Source organism: Olleya sp. AS48 (assembly GCF_038900355.1).
In the GTDB taxonomy this organism is placed as follows: Bacteria; Bacteroidota; Bacteroidia; order Flavobacteriales; family Flavobacteriaceae; genus Olleya.
In genome coordinates this window covers 95,633-116,776 of sequence record NZ_JBBMRD010000009.1, presented here as the reverse complement: position 1 = coordinate 116,776, position 21,144 = coordinate 95,633, and the positions used below count along the sequence as shown (strand labels likewise).

Annotated in this window: 19 protein-coding genes; 9 read left to right on the top strand and 10 right to left on the bottom strand. The window is 32.3% G+C overall.

What is annotated here, in order from left to right:
• Nucleotides 1–44: 44 nt before the first annotated feature.
• The 3 genes from WNY60_RS12010 to recG form a co-directional block, all read right to left on the bottom strand.
• Entirely contained in the window at nucleotides 45–626 is a 582-nt protein-coding gene (locus tag WNY60_RS12010; protein WP_145001215.1) for a tRNA-(ms[2]io[6]A)-hydroxylase, read from the bottom strand.
• Nucleotides 627–802: 176 nt separating this feature from the next.
• On the bottom strand, nucleotides 803–1,879 hold the full coding sequence (locus WNY60_RS12005; protein WP_342862522.1) for an FAD-dependent oxidoreductase: 1,077 nt from the start codon (nucleotides 1,877–1,879) through the stop codon (nucleotides 803–805).
• 3 nt (nucleotides 1,880–1,882) lie between these two features.
• The gene (recG, locus tag WNY60_RS12000; protein WP_339808996.1) at nucleotides 1,883–3,985 is read right to left on the bottom strand and encodes an ATP-dependent DNA helicase RecG; all 2,103 of its coding nucleotides are present in this window, start codon (nucleotides 3,983–3,985) and stop codon (nucleotides 1,883–1,885) included.
• A 337-nt stretch (nucleotides 3,986–4,322) separates the two neighbouring features.
• Here recG and WNY60_RS11995 point away from each other — a divergent pair, with 337 nt between their 5' ends.
• A complete protein-coding gene (locus tag WNY60_RS11995; protein WP_342862521.1) occupies nucleotides 4,323–6,323 on the top strand; it encodes a M1 family metallopeptidase in 2,001 nt (666 codons plus the stop codon).
• Between the two features lies 1 nt (nucleotide 6,324).
• The gene (locus tag WNY60_RS11990; RefSeq protein ID WP_145001223.1) at nucleotides 6,325–7,242 is read left to right on the top strand and encodes a patatin-like phospholipase family protein; all 918 of its coding nucleotides are present in this window, start codon (nucleotides 6,325–6,327) and stop codon (nucleotides 7,240–7,242) included.
• A 72-nt stretch (nucleotides 7,243–7,314) separates the two neighbouring features.
• On the opposite strand, the gene WNY60_RS11985 is transcribed toward WNY60_RS11990, so the two are convergent.
• Together WNY60_RS11985 and WNY60_RS11980 are read right to left on the bottom strand one after the other, a co-directional pair.
• Nucleotides 7,315–7,833, bottom strand: a complete 519-nt coding sequence (locus WNY60_RS11985; RefSeq protein ID WP_145001225.1) for a hypothetical protein — start codon at nucleotides 7,831–7,833, stop codon at nucleotides 7,315–7,317.
• Nucleotides 7,834–7,986: 153 nt separating this feature from the next.
• On the bottom strand, nucleotides 7,987–9,540 hold the full coding sequence (locus WNY60_RS11980; protein WP_292949367.1) for an FMN-binding glutamate synthase family protein: 1,554 nt from the start codon (nucleotides 9,538–9,540) through the stop codon (nucleotides 7,987–7,989).
• Between the two features lie 203 nt (nucleotides 9,541–9,743).
• On the opposite strand from WNY60_RS11980, the gene WNY60_RS11975 reads away from it, so the two are divergent.
• The 3 genes from WNY60_RS11975 (at nucleotide 9,744) to WNY60_RS11965 (ending at nucleotide 14,363) form a co-directional block, all read left to right on the top strand.
• On the top strand, nucleotides 9,744–11,312 hold the full coding sequence (locus WNY60_RS11975; RefSeq protein WP_342862520.1) for a hypothetical protein: 1,569 nt from the start codon (nucleotides 9,744–9,746) through the stop codon (nucleotides 11,310–11,312).
• 79 nt (nucleotides 11,313–11,391) lie between these two features.
• Complete coding sequence (locus tag WNY60_RS11970) at nucleotides 11,392–13,725, top strand: UvrD-helicase domain-containing protein (protein WP_145001231.1); 2,334 nt, start codon at nucleotides 11,392–11,394, stop codon at nucleotides 13,723–13,725.
• A gap of 17 nt (nucleotides 13,726–13,742) precedes the next feature.
• The gene (locus WNY60_RS11965) at nucleotides 13,743–14,363 is read left to right on the top strand and encodes an L-threonylcarbamoyladenylate synthase (RefSeq protein WP_342862519.1); all 621 of its coding nucleotides are present in this window, start codon (nucleotides 13,743–13,745) and stop codon (nucleotides 14,361–14,363) included.
• A 136-nt stretch (nucleotides 14,364–14,499) separates the two neighbouring features.
• Here the strand turns inward: WNY60_RS11965 and WNY60_RS11960 are convergent, their stop codons facing one another.
• The 3 genes from WNY60_RS11960 to WNY60_RS11950 form a co-directional block, all read right to left on the bottom strand.
• Nucleotides 14,500–15,360, bottom strand: coding sequence for an OmpA family protein (locus WNY60_RS11960; protein ID WP_028282978.1), 861 nt, complete (start codon nucleotides 15,358–15,360; stop codon nucleotides 14,500–14,502).
• A 240-nt stretch (nucleotides 15,361–15,600) separates the two neighbouring features.
• Entirely contained in the window at nucleotides 15,601–16,584 is a 984-nt protein-coding gene (locus tag WNY60_RS11955) for a glycosyltransferase family 2 protein (RefSeq protein WP_342862518.1), read from the bottom strand.
• 52 nt (nucleotides 16,585–16,636) lie between these two features.
• A complete protein-coding gene (locus WNY60_RS11950) occupies nucleotides 16,637–17,086 on the bottom strand; it encodes a type I restriction enzyme HsdR N-terminal domain-containing protein (protein WP_292949358.1) in 450 nt (149 codons plus the stop codon).
• Between the two features lie 70 nt (nucleotides 17,087–17,156).
• Between WNY60_RS11950 and holA the strand changes: the two genes are divergently transcribed.
• The 3 genes from holA (at nucleotide 17,157) to WNY60_RS11935 (ending at nucleotide 19,278) form a co-directional block, all read left to right on the top strand.
• Nucleotides 17,157–18,161 (top strand): DNA polymerase III subunit delta, encoded by a 1,005-nt coding sequence (gene holA, locus WNY60_RS11945; RefSeq protein WP_145001239.1) that lies wholly within the window; start codon nucleotides 17,157–17,159, stop codon nucleotides 18,159–18,161.
• Nucleotides 18,162–18,188: 27 nt separating this feature from the next.
• Nucleotides 18,189–18,554 carry a cupin domain-containing protein gene (locus WNY60_RS11940; RefSeq protein ID WP_145001241.1) on the top strand — a complete coding sequence of 122 codons (366 nt, stop codon included), beginning with the start codon at nucleotides 18,189–18,191 and terminating at the stop codon, nucleotides 18,552–18,554.
• Nucleotides 18,555–18,717: 163 nt separating this feature from the next.
• A complete protein-coding gene (locus tag WNY60_RS11935; protein ID WP_292949354.1) occupies nucleotides 18,718–19,278 on the top strand; it encodes a type 1 glutamine amidotransferase domain-containing protein in 561 nt (186 codons plus the stop codon).
• A 66-nt stretch (nucleotides 19,279–19,344) separates the two neighbouring features.
• Here the strand turns inward: WNY60_RS11935 and WNY60_RS11930 are convergent, their stop codons facing one another.
• Nucleotides 19,345–19,815 carry a hypothetical protein gene (locus WNY60_RS11930; protein WP_145001245.1) on the bottom strand — a complete coding sequence of 157 codons (471 nt, stop codon included), beginning with the start codon at nucleotides 19,813–19,815 and terminating at the stop codon, nucleotides 19,345–19,347.
• Complete coding sequence (locus WNY60_RS11925) at nucleotides 19,816–20,079, bottom strand: DUF202 domain-containing protein (protein ID WP_145001247.1); 264 nt, start codon at nucleotides 20,077–20,079, stop codon at nucleotides 19,816–19,818.
• 193 nt (nucleotides 20,080–20,272) lie between these two features.
• Here WNY60_RS11925 and WNY60_RS11920 point away from each other — a divergent pair, with 193 nt between their 5' ends.
• Entirely contained in the window at nucleotides 20,273–21,103 is an 831-nt protein-coding gene (locus WNY60_RS11920; protein ID WP_339808976.1) for an alpha/beta hydrolase, read from the top strand.
• Nucleotides 21,104–21,144: the final 41 nt, after the last annotated feature.

The window sequence follows — 21,144 nt, the reverse complement described above, 5'->3', positions numbered from 1 at the left end:
TTTTTGCTTTTAGAAGATTTTATAATAAAGCTAATCAGTTTTAATTAGCCATGTATACTTTCGCTTTTTCCGTAGCTTTTAATTAGTTCGCCTTCAAACTCAACCAATTCTTTCCAGCGTTTATCAACATCAATGTCTTGACCATATTTTCTTGCAAAAGTGATAAATGTCGTGTAATGTCCTGCTTCGCTGACCATCAAGTCATAGTAAAACTTAGATAGTTCTTCGTCGTTTATGCGTTCTGATAATAGTTTAAAACGCTCGCAACTACGCGCTTCAATCATTGCAGAAAACAATAAGCGGTCAACCATAGACTGCAGTCTGCTTCCGCCTTTATTCATAAATTTATAAAGCTCATTTACATAATGGTCTTTGCGCTCACGACCTAAAGTATAACCTCGTTTTTTAATAATTTCATGTACCATCTGGAAATGTTCCAATTCTTCTTTAGCTAATTCTAAAAGTTCTGTTACTAAGTCTACTTTTTCTGAGTTATGGGTAATAATAGTAATCGCGTTAGTGGCTGCTTTTTGCTCACACCAAGCGTGGTCTGTAAGTATTTCTTCTAAATTAGATTCTGCAATGGTAACCCAACGTGGATCGGTTTCTAGTTTTAGGTGTAGCATAATTGTAGTGCGCTTTTAGGTTTTGGCTTTGTGCTTGTAAAGGTTGTGCAAAGATAATTATATTTTATACTATTAAAGTAATGTCTTTTCATTTGGTTAATACCAAATTAGGTTCTGTTACATTATGTCACTTCAAGTGATTTGTGAAGCATGAGCAAATTGTGTCTAGAAGCAATTCAATAGCTATTAATTTCCGCTTTAAGCGAATTAAAAACATGTCTTGCACTACTAATAGCAGCTTCCATTTTACCCGAAAACACAGGGTTGGTTTCTGCTCCAGCAATAAAAAGTTTATTACCTAATAACCCATTTTTAAACACTGGATGTCCATTATTTTGTTGTGGCATTAAAAAGTTGTTGTCAGTAGTCGTTGTATGTTTTTCGTCTTTCCATACACACTCTTCGTAACTTAGATAGCCTAATGCTTGATCGCCATAATAACTTTGTAGTTGCTCTAAAGCAAGTTGTTTGCGTTCCTCTTTGCTTACATCGCTTAAATTAGAGCTCATAAAACCGCTTAAAGCATAAATTGATTGCTCAGCATTAGAATGGTCGTAAAACTCTTGTAAAGGTCCAGAATTAGCATAAATCGTTCCGCTGCTTTGAGGATGTTTCCAGAAGGGTGTTTTGTAAGTAAAACCAACTCTAATAGAGTTGTGCATCCAAGTATGTGTTTTAGATAAGACGTCCGTAATTACATTAGGTAATTTTGGAGTAACACTAATGTTTTGATTAAACAAAGCAGGAGGTAAGGTTGATACAACATATTTTGAATAATAGGTTTGCTTATTAGTTTGTACTTCTAGATTTTCAGCTTTAAGCTGAATTGAAATAACGCTTGTCTCAGTAATAACACTTGTGTTTTTTAATTGATTTGCAAGCGTTTCAATTAAGGTTTGTGTTCCGTTTTTGATGCGGTAACTCACCGAATCATTAATGGGTAAAGACACTAGTTGCGGTTGTTTGTTTGGATCTGGTTGGTAAATAGCTGTGGATCCGTAAAATTGCTCAAAGACGTCAATATTAAGTGTTTTAAGTAGTTGTAAGACATTGGTTTGTTGTGGGACAAGCCACGTTGCGCCTAAATCTATTGGTGCCTGATTAATGTTGCGTTTTGTAATAATACGTCCGCCAATACGTGTATTAGCTTCTAAAATAGTTGTTTTAATATTAAGGTCCTTAAGTAAAAAGGCTAGCGTCAAGCCAGTTAATCCTGCTCCAATAATAAGGACGTCAGTATGTTGTTTAGTCATGTTTTAGCTAATGTAATTCCAAATGTTTTTATACTTACTCATTTGTCGGTAAGTCTCTAAAATAATTGCATTTTCTGGACTACTTAAACTTGGATCTTTAGTTAAAAGGTCTTTTGCCCAATAACGCGCGTGTTGTAAAATGTCGTTATCTTTTACAATATCTGCGATGCGTAAATTTAAAATTCCGCTTTGTTGTGTACCCATAATATCTCCTGGTCCACGAAGTCTTAAATCCACTTCGGCAATCTCAAAACCATCATTTGTACTAGTCATGGTTTGGATGCGTGTTTTGCTATTTTCGGACAATTTATGACTGGTCATTAATATGCAATAACTTTGTTCTGCACCTCGTCCAACACGACCTCTTAATTGGTGTAATTGTGACAGTCCAAAACGCTCTGCACTTTCAATTATCATGACCGAAGCATTGGGTACATTTACACCAACTTCTATAACGGTAGTTGCGACCATAATTTGTGTTTCTCCTTTAACAAAACGTTGCATTTCAAACTCCTTATCTGCAGGTTTCATTTTGCCATGAACGATGGAAATTTGATACTCTGGCATCGGGAAATCTCGCGTCAAACTTTCATACCCATCCATCAAATCTTTGTAGTCCATTTGGGCGTTTTCTTGGATCAAAGGATAGACGATATAGACCTGTCTTTTTTTAGCAATTTCGTCACGAATAAAACGGAAAACTTTTAGGCGATTTGAGTCGTATCTATGGACTGTTTTTATGGGTTGTCTTCCAGGAGGTAATTCGTCAATTATGGAGATGTCTAAATCACCATAAACTGACATCGCCAAAGTCCTAGGGATTGGCGTTGCGGTCATGACCAAAACGTGAGGAGGAAGGGTGTTTTTTTTCCAAAGCTTTGCACGTTGCTTAACTCCAAAACGGTGTTGCTCGTCAATAATTGCAAGTCCTAAATTTTTAAATTTAACCTTGTCTTCCAAAACTGCATGTGTGCCAATTAGTATGTCTAATTCGCCATTTTCTAACATTTTATGTATTTCTCTTCGTTCTGAAGTTTTACTTGAACCTGTAAGTAGTTTAATGCTGATTTCTAATTCGTTGCATAGTTCAATTAATCCATTATAGTGCTGTACTGACAAAATTTCAGTTGGCGCCATTAAGCAAGCTTGAAAACCGTTATCAAGTGCTATTAACATTGACATTAGCGCAACTATTGTTTTCCCAGAGCCAACATCACCTTGTAAAAGACGATTCATTTGGGCATTGCTACCTAAATCTGACCTAATTTCTTTAAGTACTCGTTTTTGTGCATTGGTTAATTCAAACGGTAAATGGTTTTTGAAAAACGTATTAAAGTGTGTTCCGACGGTTGTAAATGGAAACCCTTTTATTTTAGTTTTATGAATTAAATTTTTGAGAATTAATTGTAATTGTATGTAAAATAACTCTTCAAATTTTAGTCTAAATTCGGCTTTAGAAAGTGCGTTTTGATCCTTCGGAAAATGAACATTTAAAAGGGCTTCAGATTTAGAAATTAATTTGTTTTCTGAGAGCAGTTTTTCGGACAAAGTTTCAACAAATCTACCCTTGGTTTCAAGGAACAAATTTTGCATGATTTTTGTCATCACGCGATTGCTAATTCCTCGGTTTGCTAACTTCTCAGTTGAAGGATAAATAGCTTGCATTGCACTTCGTAAATTGGCTTCGTGTTCCGACAATAATTCTATGTCAGGATGAGGCATATTATACTTGTTTGCAAACAGGTTTGTTTTTCCAAAAATGACGTAAGTTGCATTTAATTTTAAACCTTCTTTAATCCATTTTTGACCTCTAAACCAGACCAATTCCATAGTGCCAGTTTCGTCCTTAAAAGTGGCTACTAATCGCTTGCCTCTTTTCTGGGCAATCTCTTCAAATTTTACAATTTTTCCAACAATTTGCACCTCTGCTGCATTTGGTAATAATTGGTTGATTTTGTAATATTTTGTACGATCTAAATATCTGTTTGGAAACAGATTTATTAAATCTTGATAGGTGTGAATACCCAACTCCTTGCGCAACAAATCTGCACGATTTGGTCCGACGCCTTTTAGGTAATCTATTGGAGTTTGTAAGTTAGTACTCATAAACAACGAAATTAATCTATTTTGATTTAAAGTGAAAGTTAAATTGATTTGCTTTGTATGTTACAGTTATTGCGTATCGTCACTTCGATTGATTTGTGAGGCACGATCAAATTGTATCGAGAAGCGTTAAGAGTAGTGCTTGGTTCTCGATACACTTCTCCTAAGGTTGAAGCACTCGAACTGACGAGTTGTGCTTAGTTTTATGCCAATTTTATTATGAATCGAGTGATAAAAAGCAGAATGAATTTTGATTTCCCTTTAAGGAAATCAAAAGAAAGAGGAGTTAAGACATCACAAAAAAATTGTATTTTGGTCTAATCCTTGTTTAAATCTAATTATGAGATACTTCTTAGTACTATTTATTACGTTTTTATGTCTTTCCGCGAAAGCGCAACAAACTGAATTTGTTGATTTTATATCTATTAATGCTGAGGTCAGTTTTGAAAAAGATAATACGGTTAAAGGGAAAGCTAAGTATATTTATAAAGTTTTGAAGCCTTTTGATTCTTTATTTATTGACGCTGTAAATATGGAAATCATTAATTTTTATGATGATCATTATGATCTTGATTTTGAGTATAACGGAAAACAAATTGTATATAAACCAGCTTTTAAAGCTAATACGTATCACGAGTTAAATATCGAGTACATAGTAAAGCCTAAAAGAGCACTCTACTTTACAGAAAAGGAAGATTCAAATCAAATCTGGACGCAAGGTCAAGGTAAATATACTAGTCATTGGCTACCAAGTATTGATGATATGAATGATAAAATTGAATTTGATTTATCAATCACTTATCATAAGGATTATCAGGTTATTGCTAATGGTTTGTTGGTTGAAAAAAAAGTCAACGATTCAACTATTACTTGGCATTATGACATGCAAAAACCTATGTCAAGTTATCTTGTTGCATTAGCAATAGGGAAATATGATAAACAGGTTGTCACATCTAAAAGCGGAATTCCAATCGAATTATATTACTATCCTGAAGATTCGCTAAAAGTGGAACCTACCTACCGTTACACAAAACAAATGTTTGACTTTTTAGAAGACGAAATTGGTGTGTCTTATCCTTGGCAAAATTATAAACAAGTACCAGTTAAAGACTTTTTGTATTCTGGTATGGAAAATACCAGTTGTACCATTTTTAGTGATGACTTTATGATTGATGACATTAGTTTTGTGGATAAAAATTACGTCAATGTTAATGCACATGAGCTAGCACATCAATGGTTTGGAGATTTAGTAACAGAAACCTCTGGAATGCACCATTGGTTACAAGAAGGATTTGCGACGTATTACGCGCTTTTAGCAGAGCGTGATGTGTTTGGAGATGATTATTACTATTGGCGACTTTATGAGTACGCAGAAGAGTTAATGGAGCAGCAAAAAGCAGGAGAAGGCACGATGTTATTGGATCCAAAATCTAGTAGCACGACGTTTTATAAAAAAGGTGCGTGGGTTTTACATATGTTACGTGAGCAAGTTGGTGAAAAGGCATTTAAAAAAGCTGTTAAAAGTTATTTGAATACGTATGCTTTTAAAAATGTGGAGACTAAAAATTTTATTGTTGAAGTTGAAAAAGCTTCGGGACAGGATTTGACAGACTTTGTTGGTCTTTGGTTAAAGTCAAAGCTATTGCCATATGATGTTATGATTGAGGAATTAAAATCGGATTCGGATGCTGTAAATGGGTATTTGCAAATTGATTGTGAGGCGTATTCTTCTAAGTGTTCGGACTATTTAACATCTTATTTATTTGATAACACTAAGATTAAAGTGGTTAGTCAAATGCCAAATAAGATTCAGGCTAAGGATTTTGAAAATTCGGTAAAAGTAAGGCAAGCTATTGCGCAACATGTTCGCGAAATTCCGTTGGCATTACAATCGGAATACGAATCTTTGTTACAAGATAAATCCTATACAACTATTGAAGCTGCACTGTATAACCTCTGGGCTAATTTTCCGCGAAAGCGAAACCTGTATTTAGACCAAACTAAAAAGGTTTACGGTTTTAATAATTATAATGTTAGAGTATTATGGTTAGCGCTAGCTATTGCCACTCCTGATTATGAGCCTAATAATACTGAAGCTTTTTATAATGAATTAGTGCAATACACAAATTCTAAAAACAGTTTTACATTAAGGCAAAACGCATTTGATACTTTGGCTAGTTTAGGTTTGTTTAATGAAAAAGCTTTGGTTAATTTAATAGAGGCTTCAAAACATTATAATTGGAGATTTAAAAGTTTTGCTAAACAACTTTTAGAATTGTTATCTGAAAATGAAAAATATAAATCTATAATTAGTAATTTGCAGGATAACCAAAAACAATAATTTGAAAGCATTAGTTATATCTGGAGGAGGAAGTAAAGGTGCATTTGCAGGTGGCGTTGCGCAACATTTAATAGAGCAGGAAGGTAAAAAGTACGATATGTTTTTGGGTACGTCTACTGGAAGTTTGTTGATTCCGCATTTAGCGACCGGAAACATTGGAAAGCTTTATGATATTTACACGCATGTTAATCAGAATTCTATTTTTAGTATAAATCCATTTGTGATTAAGAAAAAAGGAGACAGAGAATATGTATCGATTAACTATTTTAATACTGCTTTACAATTTATAAAAAGAAAACGAACCTTTGGCGAAAGTAAAAACTTAAAAAAACATATCAAGGAGCATTTTACTAAAGCCGAATATGATATTATCAAAGCCACTAAAGAAGATGTGGTTGTTACGGTTACAAACCTATCTAAAAACAGAGTAGAATATAAGTCTATTAACGATTACAGCTACGAGGAGTTTTGCGAGTGGGTTTGGATATCCTGTAATTATATACCGTTTATGTCTTTGGCTATAAAAGATGGTTTTGAGTATGCAGATGGTGGTTTAGGTTGTGTAATACCAATTAGGGAAGCTATTTTACGTGGTGCAACAGAAGTTGATGCTATTGTTTTAGAAAGTGAAAACTTAGAATACAATAAGGTGTTGGGTAAAAACCCGTTCTCGTTAATGATAAACTTGTTTGGTCACTTATTGGATCAAGTAGAAAAGGGAGATATTGCAATTGGTAAACTAGCAGCAAAACACAGAAATGTAAAGTTAAACTTATACTACACACCAACTAAGTTAACAGAAAACTCATTGATTTTTAATAAAAAATTAATGGAAGAGTGGTGGTTGCAAGGGTATTTGTACGCGCAAGGTAAATATGATAATCATGATGAGTATAGCTCTACAGTGCCAATACCTTAAATAGTAAATTAATAATTACGCATAAAAAAAAGCCTTATCAATTGATAAGGCTTTTTTATATTTTTAAATTTGTTACCAGATTTCTCCAACTTCCTTTTTAATATAATGTAAACCAGCATTACTTGGTGCAGGCTTGTCAATCATTTCGCTTAAAATGGTTTCTCTAAGCTTGCTTGCAGAGTCTATTTTATCACTCATTCCTGCTTTTCTTATTAATTGTATGGTTGCACTTTTTGATGCATTTACAATAGTCCAACAGTCATTGCTTAAATAGATTTGTTGTGATAGGTTATGTTCAAATTCTTGTTCTATGTTTTTTATCAATAAATCCTCGTAAGCTTGCTTGTCTGAAGATACAGGTGCCACACGTAACAAAAGTTTGTTTGGAGAGATACGTTCTAAAAACAGTGTGATACGCTCATAAGCCTGTAATCTAACAGGTAAAGACTCTTTACTTAAGGTTTTAACAATATTAAATTTACGACGCTCTTCTTCGTTTTGCATATGTTCTCTAAAAAACAGATAGGCAATTGCTCCTGTAATTATAGAAGGGACTGTATACATTAGTAAGTTTAAAAGCTGTTGTTCCATGGGATAAATTTTAGTTAAGTAACAAACTTAATATGTTTTAAATTATTGTACAAGTAAACTGATAATGTAATAGTAAGAAGTGCTACTTGTTTGTATAGCGTTTTAAATAGAAATAAAAAAAAGAGGTTTCGATTGAAACCCCTTTATAGCATTTTAAGCCTTTCCGCCTAGATAACGACAGTCTTTTAAGCTTTGTATTCCGTTAAACGGAACCACAGTTTTTTTGTAACCATATGTGCTGTCTAGCTCTTTAGATAAGTTGTGGTCATCCACATTAACTTCAATATCTGTCATTTTAAATTGGCATGGATGCTCATAACCTGCAGCATGAGTGATTTCGATAAATTCTTTTCTAAAGGTTTTAAAATATTGTGCTAAACGTTCTGATTTTAACGTTGGATCAATTCCGTTTTGCAACCACTTATTTTGTGTTGCGACACCACTTGGACAGGTATTGGTATGACAAACTTGTGCTTGGATACAACCAATACTCATCATGGCTTCTCTAGCAACATTTATACAATCTGCTCCCATAGCAAATGCCATAGCAGCTTTAGCAGGAAAACCTAATTTACCACTACCAATAAATACAATACGCTCGCTTAATCCTTTACTTTGAAACAATTTATATAAATCTCCAAAACCATAAACCCAAGGTAAGCTAACATGATCTGCAAAACTTGGTGGAGCAGCACCTGTACCGCCTTCGCCACCATCAACAGTAATAAAATCTGGACCTTTACCAGTTTTTACCATGATATCAGCTAATTCTTCCCATTGTTCTAATTTACCAATAGCAGCTTTAATACCAACAGGTAATCCAGTTTTATCAGCAATAGCTTCTATAAAGTCTACTAATTCTGGGACATTATTAAACGCTTTGTGGTTAGGAGGTGATAATACATCTTTACCAACTTCAACACCTCTGATTTCAGCAATTTGAGGTGTGATTTTTGCACCTGGTAAAACACCACCTTTTCCTGGTTTAGCACCTTGTGATAATTTTACTTCAATAGCTTTAATAAAAGGATTGTCTTCGACTAATTTTACCATTTTATCCATGGAGAATCCACCATCTGCAGCACGTACACCAAAGTATCCTGTTCCAAAATGAAACACAACGTCTCCACCATGACTGTGGTAAGGAGACAAACCGCCTTCTCCAGTATTATGGTAAGCTCCAGCAATTTTTACACCTTTGTTTAAAGATTCAACCGCTTTCGCGGAAAGCGAGCCAAAACTCATCGCAGATACATTAATGACAGAACCTGGTCTAAAAGGTTTTTTACGTTTATTATATTCGCCCATAACTTTAGCACAAGGTAAAAACGACATGTCTGCTGCGTGTGGATGATTAGCTTCTACCTTATAAGGCATCATTGCGTTATTAATAAATATATGTTGATGTGCGTATATATCTCTGTCTGTACCAAAACCTTCGTAGTTATTTTCTTTTTTTGCAGACGCATAAATCCAACCACGTTCAATACGATTAAAAGGAAGCTCCTCTCTGTTATTAGCTACAAGATATTGTCTTAATTCTGGTCCAATTTTTTCTAACATATACCTAAAATGTCCAACAATTGGAAAATTATGACTTATCGTATGCTTTTTTTGAACAATGTCTCTAATAGCTATTATAACTAATACTATTATAATCCAAAGCCACCAAGAAATGTTTGAAATCAGGTTTGTTAATGTATCCATGTTTTAAAATCGGTTTTTTTCAAAAGTAACGAATATCTCTATTTTTAGTTACTATTTATCTTACAAATAAATCATAATATTTTTTTGATTTATGAGTAATCTTTGAAGTGTTTGTTTAATTAACTGATAGTTTAATCAATTAAGTTTTCTTAAAGATTTTTAAAAATTGAGGTACTTAAGATTGTTAGTTTTATCTTTATAGTATGAGCATAAAAAGAAAAAAAATAGTAATTGGATTTGTTGCCTTTATAGGTTTGGTAATACTATCGTTAGTAATAGCAAATACTATAGCTAAAAATAAACTTAAAAACTATATCGTTAATTTACCAGAGCATATATCTTTATTGTATGACGATTTAGATGTTAGTCTTTTACAGGGTAATATTACTTTAAAATCCCCTTTGCTAACAGTCAAAGGAAAAACGACAAATCAAATCAATGCTCAGGTTAAATTAAGTAGTTTATCTATTAAAGATTTTAGTTATTGGAACTATTTATTTAATGACAATTTAAAGTTTGATCACTTAAATTTTGATACTCCAAAAGTAACTTATTACCACAACCCATTGGCTGATACAGATCAAGGCAGTGAGTCTGTTTTTAAAAACATAAAAAAAACAATTTACATTAAATATCTTAGCGTTAATAAGGCTTCAGTTGAGGTTTTTAATGTCAAAAATGATTCCGTTTTATTAAGCACAAACAATCTTGATTTTACAATGTCACAGATTATTGTTGATAATAATTTAGCGTCTTCAAAGCTTTTCGATTTTAAATCTAGCACTTTAAGCACTAATAATTTAAAATATCAGATAAGCAGATTTGAAAACTTAAGTGTTGATAAATTAAAAATAGATAATACTAGAATGACTTTATCTGGATTTAGTTTAAAAACAAAATATGATAAGGTGGCATTATCAAACGTGATCACCACAGAGCGTGATCACTTTGAATTAGCAACTCCAGAAATACGTATTGATAATTATGATTTTAAGTTTGATAATACCATATTATCGGGATTTAGCACAGATAAAATTACCTTTACAAAACCTGATTTGACAATTTACAGAGATAAGTTAGTTGCGGACGACTTAACACAAAAAGACCTATATAGTACAATGTTAAGGTCGCTTAATGTTAAATTAGATATTAAACATATAAATATTGTGGAAGGTAAAATTGTTTACCAAGAAAAAGTTAATCAAGATAAAACAGCAGGTCAGCTTACTTTTAGTGACTTTAATGCAAGCTTAGACCACATAAGTAACACTAAATTAAATCCTAAAAAAACAGAAATTAAAATAGATTGTAACTTTATGCAAAGCACACCACTTAGGGTGGATTGGTCGTTTGATGTTAATGATCCTAATGATGGCTTTATTTTTAAAGCAAATTTAGGAGACTTACAAGCAGACCATTTAAACCAATTTATGCAACCTAATTTAAATTTAAAATTAGAAGGTAATTTAATGCAAACACTGTTTACAATAGATGGAAATGCTACAACCTCTAATGTGGATTTAAAAACAAAGTACACTAATTTTGATATTATTTTACTTAAAGAAAACGGTAACGAAAAAAATAAAATACTATCCAAAATAATAAACATTTTTGTTTCAAAGGATAGCAAAGACGCTAAAGATAACTTTAGAAACAGCAATACTAAAACAGTAGAACGCGACAATACTAAATCAATATTTAATTTTGTTTGGAAAAATGCTCAAGCAGGTTTAATCTCTGCTATGGCAGGTGACGGTAAAAAAGATGATTGATTGTTTATAATTAATAACAAATCTTTAGAGTAAAAACAGAGGGTTTGGTTAATTTTGCTTTTTTAAAAAAGAATAAAAATTGGAGAAATATTTAAGTCAGTTAAACGAAGCACAATACGCGCCAACAGTTCAAAAAGAAGGACCTATGATAATTATCGCAGGTGCAGGTTCTGGAAAAACACGTGTGCTAACCTATAGAATAGCCTATTTAATGAATCAAGGTGTAGACTCTTTCAACATCTTAGCATTAACCTTTACAAACAAAGCAGCCAAAGAAATGAAAGGCAGAATAGCCGAAATTGTAGGTGCAAGTGAGGCTAAAAACTTGTGGATGGGAACTTTTCACTCGGTTTTTGCAAAAATATTACGTTTTGAAGGTCACCATTTAGGTTATCCAAGTAATTTTACTATTTATGATACTCAAGATTCTCAAAAATTAATGGGTAGTATAATTAGAGAAATGGGTTTAGACAAAGACTTGTATAAAACCAAGCAGGTATACAGCAGGATTTCTTCTTACAAAAATAGTTTAATTACAGTCAAGGCATATTTTAATAATCCAGAATTAATGGAAGCTGATGCTATGGCTAGGCGTCCAAAAATGGGAGAAATCTATCAAGCTTATGTGGAGCGTTGCTTTAAAGCAGGAGCAATGGATTTTGATGATTTATTACTTCGTACTAACGAGCTGTTAACGCGTTTTCCTTCAGTTTTAGCGCAATATCAAGATAAGTTTAGATATATATTAGTGGATGAGTACCAAGATACAAACCACAGTCAATATTTAATTGTACGTGCTTTAGCAGATCGTTTTCAAAACATTTGTGTGGTAGGTGATGATGCACAAAGTATTTACGCCTTTAGAGGAGCAAACATTAGTAACATCTTAAATTTCCAAAAGGATTATGAAGATGTAAAAATGTACCGATTAGAACAAAATTACCGTTCTACAAAAAATATAGTAGGAGCAGCAAACTCTGTAATAGAGCATAACCAAACTAAATTAGATAAAATAGTTTGGACTGCAAATGTGGATGGACCTAAAGTGCAAGTGCATCGCAGTTTAACAGATGGTGACGAAGGTCGTTTTGTGGCTAGTGCCATTTGGGAGACAAAAATGACAGACCATGTGCCAAATAGTGATTTTGCGATTTTATATCGTACCAATTCACAATCACGTGCAATGGAGGAAGCTTTGCGTAAAAGAAGTATTCCGTATCGTATATATGGTGGTTTGTCTTTTTATCAAAGAAAAGAAATTAAAGATGTTACAGCATATTTACGTTTGATTTTAAATCCATCTGATGAAGAGGCCTTAAAACGTGTTATCAATTATCCTGCACGTGGAATTGGTCAAACAACCATAGATAGATTAATGGTTGCAGCTAATGAGTCTGGTAAAACTATTTTTGGATTATTAGAAAACATTGATAGTACAGATATAAATATAAATGGAGGTACAAAAAATAAGCTAAAAGACTTTGTCACGCTTATTAAAAGTTATCAGGTAATGAATCAAACAGCAAATGCTTTTGATTTAGCAGAGTATGTAACTAAAACTAGTGGTTTAATAAAAGAGTTTAATAAAGACAATACTCCAGAAGGTGTCACGCGTTTAGAGAATGTCGAAGAATTATTAAATGGTATAAAGGATTTTGTCGAAGGACAAATGGAAATTGCAGACTCTAAAGATGATTTAGCCGAGTTTTTAGAAGATATCGCATTAGCAACCGATCTTGATGGAGACAAAGGAGATCCAGATCATGTAGCGTTAATGACTATTCACTCTTCAAAAGGATTAGAGTTTAGTAATGTCTTTATCGTTGGTTTGGAAGAAGACTTGTTTCCAAGTGCAATGAGTATGAATACAAGAAGCGAGCTTGAAGAAGAGCGTCGTTTATTCTATGTAGCTTTAACCAGAGCAGAGAAAAAAGCATATCTAACCTATGCGTTATCGCGTTATCGTTGGGGAAAATTAGTAGACTCAGAACCAAGTAGATTTATTGAAGAAATTGACGATCAATTTTTAGACATTATAACACCAATAGAAGAGCGTCGCATTAACCCAATGTTGTCTGCAGATATCTTTGGCGACACACCACCTAATAAAGTGAGATTTAAAAAACCAATGCAACCTAAATTGAAGAAGAAAGACAAATCTAAGCCAGTAAATTTTGAAATTAGTGCTCCTAAAAAACTTAAAAAGGCTTCAGAAGTTAAGCCTTCAGCAGAAGCAAATCTGTTTGATGGAGATTTAGCAGTAGGTAATCGCGTTAAACATTTAAAATTTGGTAGAGGTGATGTTTTAAGTATCGAAGGTAAAGGTGGAGATGTTAAAGCTGAAATTGATTTTGAATTTGGAGGAAAGAAAAAGCTTTTACTACGTTTTGCAAAATTAGAGCTTATAGGATAATATTTAAAAAAAATTTTATGGCAGACTTTATCAGAATTTATGAAGAAAATCCAAATCCTAAGGAAATTAAAAAGGTAGTAAACATCCTTAAAAAAGGAGGTCTTATTATTTATCCCACAGATACGGTATATGGTTTAGGCTGCGATATTACTAACTCAAAAGCTTTAGAGCGTATCGCTAGGATTAAAGGTGTAAAGTTAGAAAAAGCTAATTTTTCTTTTATTTGTCATGACCTTAGTAATTTATCAGATTATGTAAAGCAAATTGATAGTACAACTTTTAAAATATTAAAACGTGCTTTGCCAGGACCATACACTTTTATTTTACCAGGATCCAAAACGTTGCCAGCAGCTTTTAAAAAGAAAAAGGAGGTAGGTATAAGAGTGCCAAATAACGCTATCGCATTAGAGATTGTTAAGGCATTAGGTAATCCAATTGTGTCCACATCAATCAGAGATGATGACACAATTTTAGAGTATACCACAGATCCTGAATTGATTTTAGAAAAATGGGATAACCTAGTAGATTTAGTTATTGATGGTGGTTATGGAGGTAACCAAGGATCAACAATTATTGATTTGTCAGGTGAACAACCTGAAATAATAAGAGAAGGAAAAGGTAGTACCGAGATTTTTTAGTTGATATTTTAAACACATCAACTAAAAATCAGATTATTTACATCTATCTTAAACGCATGATGTAAATAACGATAGGAATTTAAACAAAAAAAAGCCCAACTTATAAGGTTGGGCTTTTATATTTCAATTAAATGAATTATTTCTCTTTAGATAAACTCTTCATTTCAGTTTCAATCATTTCGTAAAACTGATCAATCTTAGGTAAGATGTAAATCTTAGTTCTTCTGTTAATTGCTCTGTTTTCAGCAGTATCATTTGGTACTAAAGGTAAATGATCACCACGTCCAGCTGCAATTAATTGCTGAGGTTTAACACCTAAGTCTTGTAATGCTCTTACAATAGCAGTACTACGTTTAACGCTTAAGTCCCAGTTGTCTACTAGCACACCACCTTTGTTGTAAGGTACGTTGTCTGTGTGACCTTCTACCATTGCTTCAAAGTTTGGTTTTCCATTAATAACTGTTGCTACTTTTCCTAAGATTTCATTAGCTCTAGTTGTAATGTTGTAGCTTCCACTCTTAAATAATAACTTGTCTGATAAAGAGATAAAAACAACGCTTTTTTCAACATTGATTTCGATGTCTGGATCGTTTAATCCAACTTCTTTCTTTAAGCTAGTTACTAAAGCTAGTGTTACACTATCTTTTTTAGTTAAAGCATCTTGTAATCTTGTAATTCTTAAGTCTTTTTCTTTTAAGCTTTCTAAAGATTTTTCAACGTTTTTAGCGCCTTGAGCGGTTAACATTGTCATATCTTTTGTGCTTTCAATCAATGCAAGATTATTTGCTTTCATGTCTGCTAAACGAGCTTGTAATTCTGCTAAACGCGCTGCAGATGCTGCTTCGTCAGCTAAACAAGAGTTAAGTTTAACAGTTGCTGTGTTTAATAAATCCTGTGTTTCTTTTTGTTTTGCTTCTAATGCAGCAAATTCTTTTTTAGACACACAAGAGCTTAATAATAGTAGTGCACCTGCACTAAATAAAAGGATTTTTTTCATAATTTTTAAATGATAAATTAAATTTATACACACCAAAAGTATAAATAATTAAAATGTTAAAATACGCTTTAACAAAACTTTTGCTAAAACTAAAAGCAAATAAGGTTTAAAACTGACGGTTAAAATTTAATATAATAATTAAAATATTTAATCAGTTAATAATCAGTGCTTTTTCAGGATAAGTAAAGCGTAAATAAAATATCGTTTAGTTTTTAATTATTCTATTTTTTAAATAAAAACTTACTTGATAAAGGTTTTTTTATTTAAAACAAAATAGTTGTAAACTATTGATTTTGTCTGGTAATAGCCAGTTTTTTGCGAGATTGCTTTTCGTTTTTTTAGTAGCTTAGGTAAATGTTTGTAAAAAGATACATGTGCTTTTAAAATTGCTATTAAATGTTTAGGCTTAAATTCTATTAAAAATTTTAAGGCAGCAATACCATCAAGTACTAATCTTACAAAAATTAATAATGCAATATGTCCTTTGGCGTTTTTAGTTAAAGTAAACAAACTGTTTCTAAAATTTAGATAGGTTTTTTTTGGACTACTTGCGTTTAAGGTTGCTCCACCAACGTGATACACAGTACTATTATTAATGTATTTGGTTAAATAACCCTTGTTAAACGCTCTCCAACATAAATCAATTTCTTCCATATGGGCAAAATAGGATTCGTCAAATCCTTGTAAAGCCTTAAATGTAGATTGTCTAATAAATAAGCAAGCACCTGATGCCCAAAAAATGGTTTCGTTTTGGTACTGATTGGTATCAACTTCAATTGTATTAAAAATACGACCTCTACAATATGGATAGCCATATTTATCTATATAACCTCCAGCAGCTCCAGCGTATTCAAACTTTTCTTTGCTTTTGTAATCTAAAATTTTAGGTTGTATAATGGCTGTTTCAGGTTGCTCTTTAAATGTTTTTAAAATAGGGACTAACCAATTAGGCGTAACTTCAATATCGCTATTTAATAAGCAATAAATATCTTCTTTAACAAAAGGTAAAGCATCATTATAGCCTTTTACATAGCCTCCATTTTCTGAGTTTTGAATAATTATAACCTCAGGATAGTTTGTTTTAATAAATGTTACAGAATTATCAGTTGACGCATTATCAGCCACATAAATAGTTGCATCTTTAGAGTATGCAATAACAGATGGTAAAAATTGCTCAAGCAATGCGCTTCCATTCCAGTTTAATATAACGACTGCTATTTTCAAATTTTTTAAAGGCGTTTTGGTTTTTTTATTTATGCTTTAGACTAAACAAAAACTAGTGTTCTTGATAATCTGGTATGTCTTTTAAAAAGTGATACTGTTCTGCTTTAAAATCCATACTGCAATAATAGTGATTAATACCATTTGTTACCATCAAATAGGTTGCATTTAATGCCAAATTATAACGTGCTATTTGGTCAAAAGTGTTTTGTTTGATTTCTATTTTAGGCGCTTTACATTCTACAATTAAATGTATGCTTCCGTCAGTATTAAAAATAACAATGTCATAACGCTTTTTTAAATCGTTGACTTTTAGTTCTTTTTCGACATTAATCAAAGAGATTGGATATTTTTTAACTTCTATTAAGTAATGTACACAATGTTGTCTTACCCATTCTTCAGGTTGTAAGACCATAAATCTTTTACGTATAACATCAAAAATAGATACTTTATTTTCGTTATTTTTGAATCGAAACACAAACTTTGGAAAGTTTAACTCTTGCATTTAATGGTATTCGGTTTTTTTCAAAGTTAAACTTCAAAAGTCAAAAACCAAATTTTTAAATTTTTTTCCTTTGGACGAAGTCAAACAGTTAGTTACTGATATAAAAAATAAGCAGCTTAAACCTATCTATTTATTAATGGGTGAGGAGGCTTATTACATTGATAAAATCTCAGATTACATCGAAAAAACCGTTTTAACGGAAGAGGAGCGAGGCTTTAATCAAATGGTGTTATATGGTCGTGATATTAGCGTGGACGATATTGTAAGTAATGCTAAGCGTTACCCTATGATGGCAGATCGTCAAGTGGTGATTGTTAAAGAAGCTCAAGATTTATCTAGGACAATTGATCAATTAGCAGATTATGCCAAAAACCCACAACCTACAACGGTTTTAGTTATTTGTTATAAATACAAATCTGTAGACAAACGTAAAGCGGTTTACAAAGCTATTAAAAAGTCAGGTCAAGTTTTTGAAAGTAAAAAGCTTTACGAAAACCAAGTACCAGATTGGATAAGTCGTGTATTGTCACCAAAAGGCTATTCTATAACTCCAAAAGCATCACAAATGTTAGTGGAGTTTTTAGGTACAGATTTGAGTAAATTAAGTAATGAGTTAAACAAACTACAAATAGTCTTACCAAGAGACACACAGATTACTCCTGACCATATCGAAGAAAATATAGGTATTAGTAAAGACTATAATAACTTTGAGTTACGTAAAGCTATTGGTGCAAAAAATACTGCTCAGGCTTTTAAAATTGTCCATTATTTTGCAGAAAACCCAAAGGATAATCCAATGGTCTTAACTGTATCTTTATTGTTTAGCTTTTTTTCTCAATTATTGCATTTACATGGAATGTCTGATAAAAACCCTCGAAGTGTAGCCTCTGCATTGCGGGTTAATCCATATTTTGTAAACGAATATATAGAGGCTTCACGCAATTATCCAATGCGAAAAGTTAGTCAAGTTATTGCTATTTTACGCGAGTTTGATGGTAAAAGTAAAGGTGTTGATAGTAATGCTGTGCCACAAGGTGATTTGCTTAAAGAGATGTTAGTTAAGATTATGTACTAACATTTATTTAAAACTTTAAAAAACATCATGAAACCATATTATATAATCGCAATAGTGCTTTTAAGCTTTTCTTGTAAAACTGTACAAACACTTCCAGATCCATTAGCAGCAGGTTGGGAAGGACATAAAGTGTGCAAAGTATTACAAGACACAAAAAAACAGCGCATATTAAAATGTACGTTTCCACCTAATGTTGGTCATGAGAAGCATTATCATAAACCACATTTTGGTTATACCTTAGCAGGAAGCACTTTTCAAATAACAGATGCTACAGGTACACGTACTATTCCTGTAAAAACAGGAGTGACTTGGTCTAAATCTGAAATTAGCCAGCATCAAGTACTAAATGTTGGAGATAGTACTGCAATATATTTAATTATAGAACCCAAATAGTTAATTTTTTTAACGAAGCTAAATGGGTTTTAACACTTCCATATTATTATTTAACACTTGATATTAAATCGAAGTTAAACAGGTTTTGTAATTCGTCTAAGGCTATTAATTATAGTACTTTAGAGGTAAATCGAATTATTAATAACAAAAACCAAAAGATAAAATGGAAAACTTAGAGAGAAAGAAAGTTGCAATTTTAGCAACCAATGGATTTGAAGAAAGTGAATTAAAAGAACCAATGAATGCTTTAAAAGAAGCAGGAGCAGATGTACATATCGTCTCTGAAAAATCAGGACAAATAAAAGGTTGGGCAGACGGAAACTGGAGTAACAGTTATGAAGTAGATAAAACCTTAGATCAAGTGTCTCAAGACGATTATAATGCACTAGTATTACCAGGAGGAGTCATTAATCCTGATACTTTAAGAAGAAATGAAGATGCAATTAGATTTATTAAATCGTTTTTTGCGAATAAAAAACCAGTAGCAGCTATTTGCCATGCACCTTGGTTGTTAGCTGAAGCAGGTGTATTGCAAGGACGTAAAGTAACATCATTTAGCTCTATTAAAAGAGATTTAGTAAATGCAGGAGCCATGTGGGAAGATAGCGAAGTTGTGGTAGATGAAGGATTAGTCACAAGTCGTAATCCAAACGATTTGCCAGCTTTTAATAAAAAATTAATAGAAGAAGTTTACGAGGGTAAACACAATATGCAAACTGCATAATCTATTTACAGATTGAATATAAAAGCCAACCGTTAAGGTTGGCTTTTTTTATGTTTTAATTTTAAACTACATATCTTCTAATTCAGTAGTATAATCGTATTGTAAATCTTCATGTAATGCTAATATTTTTTTAGTAATCGCCTCAATGTTTCGGTCATACAGATTAGTTAAGGTTGTGTTTCTAGAAATAGACGGTTTCATTGTTTTTAACTTTTTACAAAAGTACAGCAGTAATTCAACTTCAGTTTCTTTATTAAGCGAGTATCTAATATATTTTTTCGTGTTTCGTAAAATCTTTCTAACACTCTTTTTTATATAAAAAAAGCTATCTGTATTTATTAGTTCAAATTGTTCGTCAATTTCAGCTTTGACGGTTTCAATATAACCAGCTTCACTATCTGCTTCAAATAATAAATAGGTAAGCAGCTCTTTGTTTTCTTTTTTAAAACGTGATAATCTTAAACATAGTTCCGCCAATTCTTCGTTGGTTTTATGTTTTAACTCTTTTCGGATCGTAACAACAGATACAGCTTTCATTTAAATTTTATAGTGTTTTTTTATAGTGCGTTTGACTACATATAGGCGTACAATACCTATTATTAAAATAATAGGAGCTATTGCTATTAATATGATACCATACGTTTTTAAATCTGCTAGTAAATCTAATTTAAGTATAGTAATTCCTGTACCTAAAATAACTAAAAAAGTTCTAAAATAAGCCAAAAAAGTACGTTCGTTGGCTAATTTGGTACGCTCAATAGCTAGCCAATCGCGTGTTGTTAAATCGGTTTGTTCTATCATAATTTTTAAATAGATTTTAAAGGTATAAAAAAAGGAGTCATTTACTCTAGCTAATGCCTATTGTCTGCATAATTTCATTTATATATTTTATTTTTTGCAATTTAACGACTTGTTAATAATACTTTAAGTCTGGTTTAACACTGTTTAGTCATTGATATTTTATCTTTAAGTAAACCAAAAAAAAGAAATTGATATGCCATTTATTACAAACAAAAACACAGCAGAAACCGTAGATATTTTTTATGAAGATTATGGAAGCGGACAACCAGTCATTTTAATTCATGGTTGGCCATTAAGTAGAAAATCATGGGAACATCAAGTGTGGAAAATCGTAGAATCAGGTTATAGATGCATTTCCTACGATAGGAGAGGCTTCGGAATAAGTAGTACACCTTGGAATGGATACGACTATTCTGCATTAGCTAGCGATTTAGAACAAATTATTGCTCAGTTAGATCTTGAAGATGTGATTGTTGTAGGATTTTCAATGGGAGGAGGAGAAGTTGTAAGATATTGTACAGATTTTGGCACAGATAAAATTGCTAAAGCAGCTTTAATAAGTAGTATAATACCTTTAGTTAAGCAAAAAGAGGATAATCCTGATGGTGTCTCTGAAAAGGATTTACAAGGTATTCAAGATGCTTTAGAAGAAGACAGAGTAGGGTTTTTAAAAGAATTTTCTAAAGGGTTTTATAATTTTGAAGACAATAAAGACAAGGTTAGTCAAGCACAATTAGACTATGATTTTGTTGTAGCTTCACACGCTTCGCCAAGAGCCACAATCGAAACTGCCAAAGCATGGATGCATACAGATTTTAGAGATGAATTAAAAAATGTAAATGTGCCAACTTTAATTGTACATGGTGATAGTGATAACACTGTCCCAATTGAAACGTCTGCTAATCAAGCAGCAAAAGGTATTACAGATAATGTGTTTAAAGTCATTAAAGGTGCACCTCATGGTTTAAATATTACCCATAAGGACCAATTAAATACTATCTTAATTGATTTTCTAAAATCGTAAATGGTAACTAATATATAAGTAAAAAGCTCATCTAATTTTAT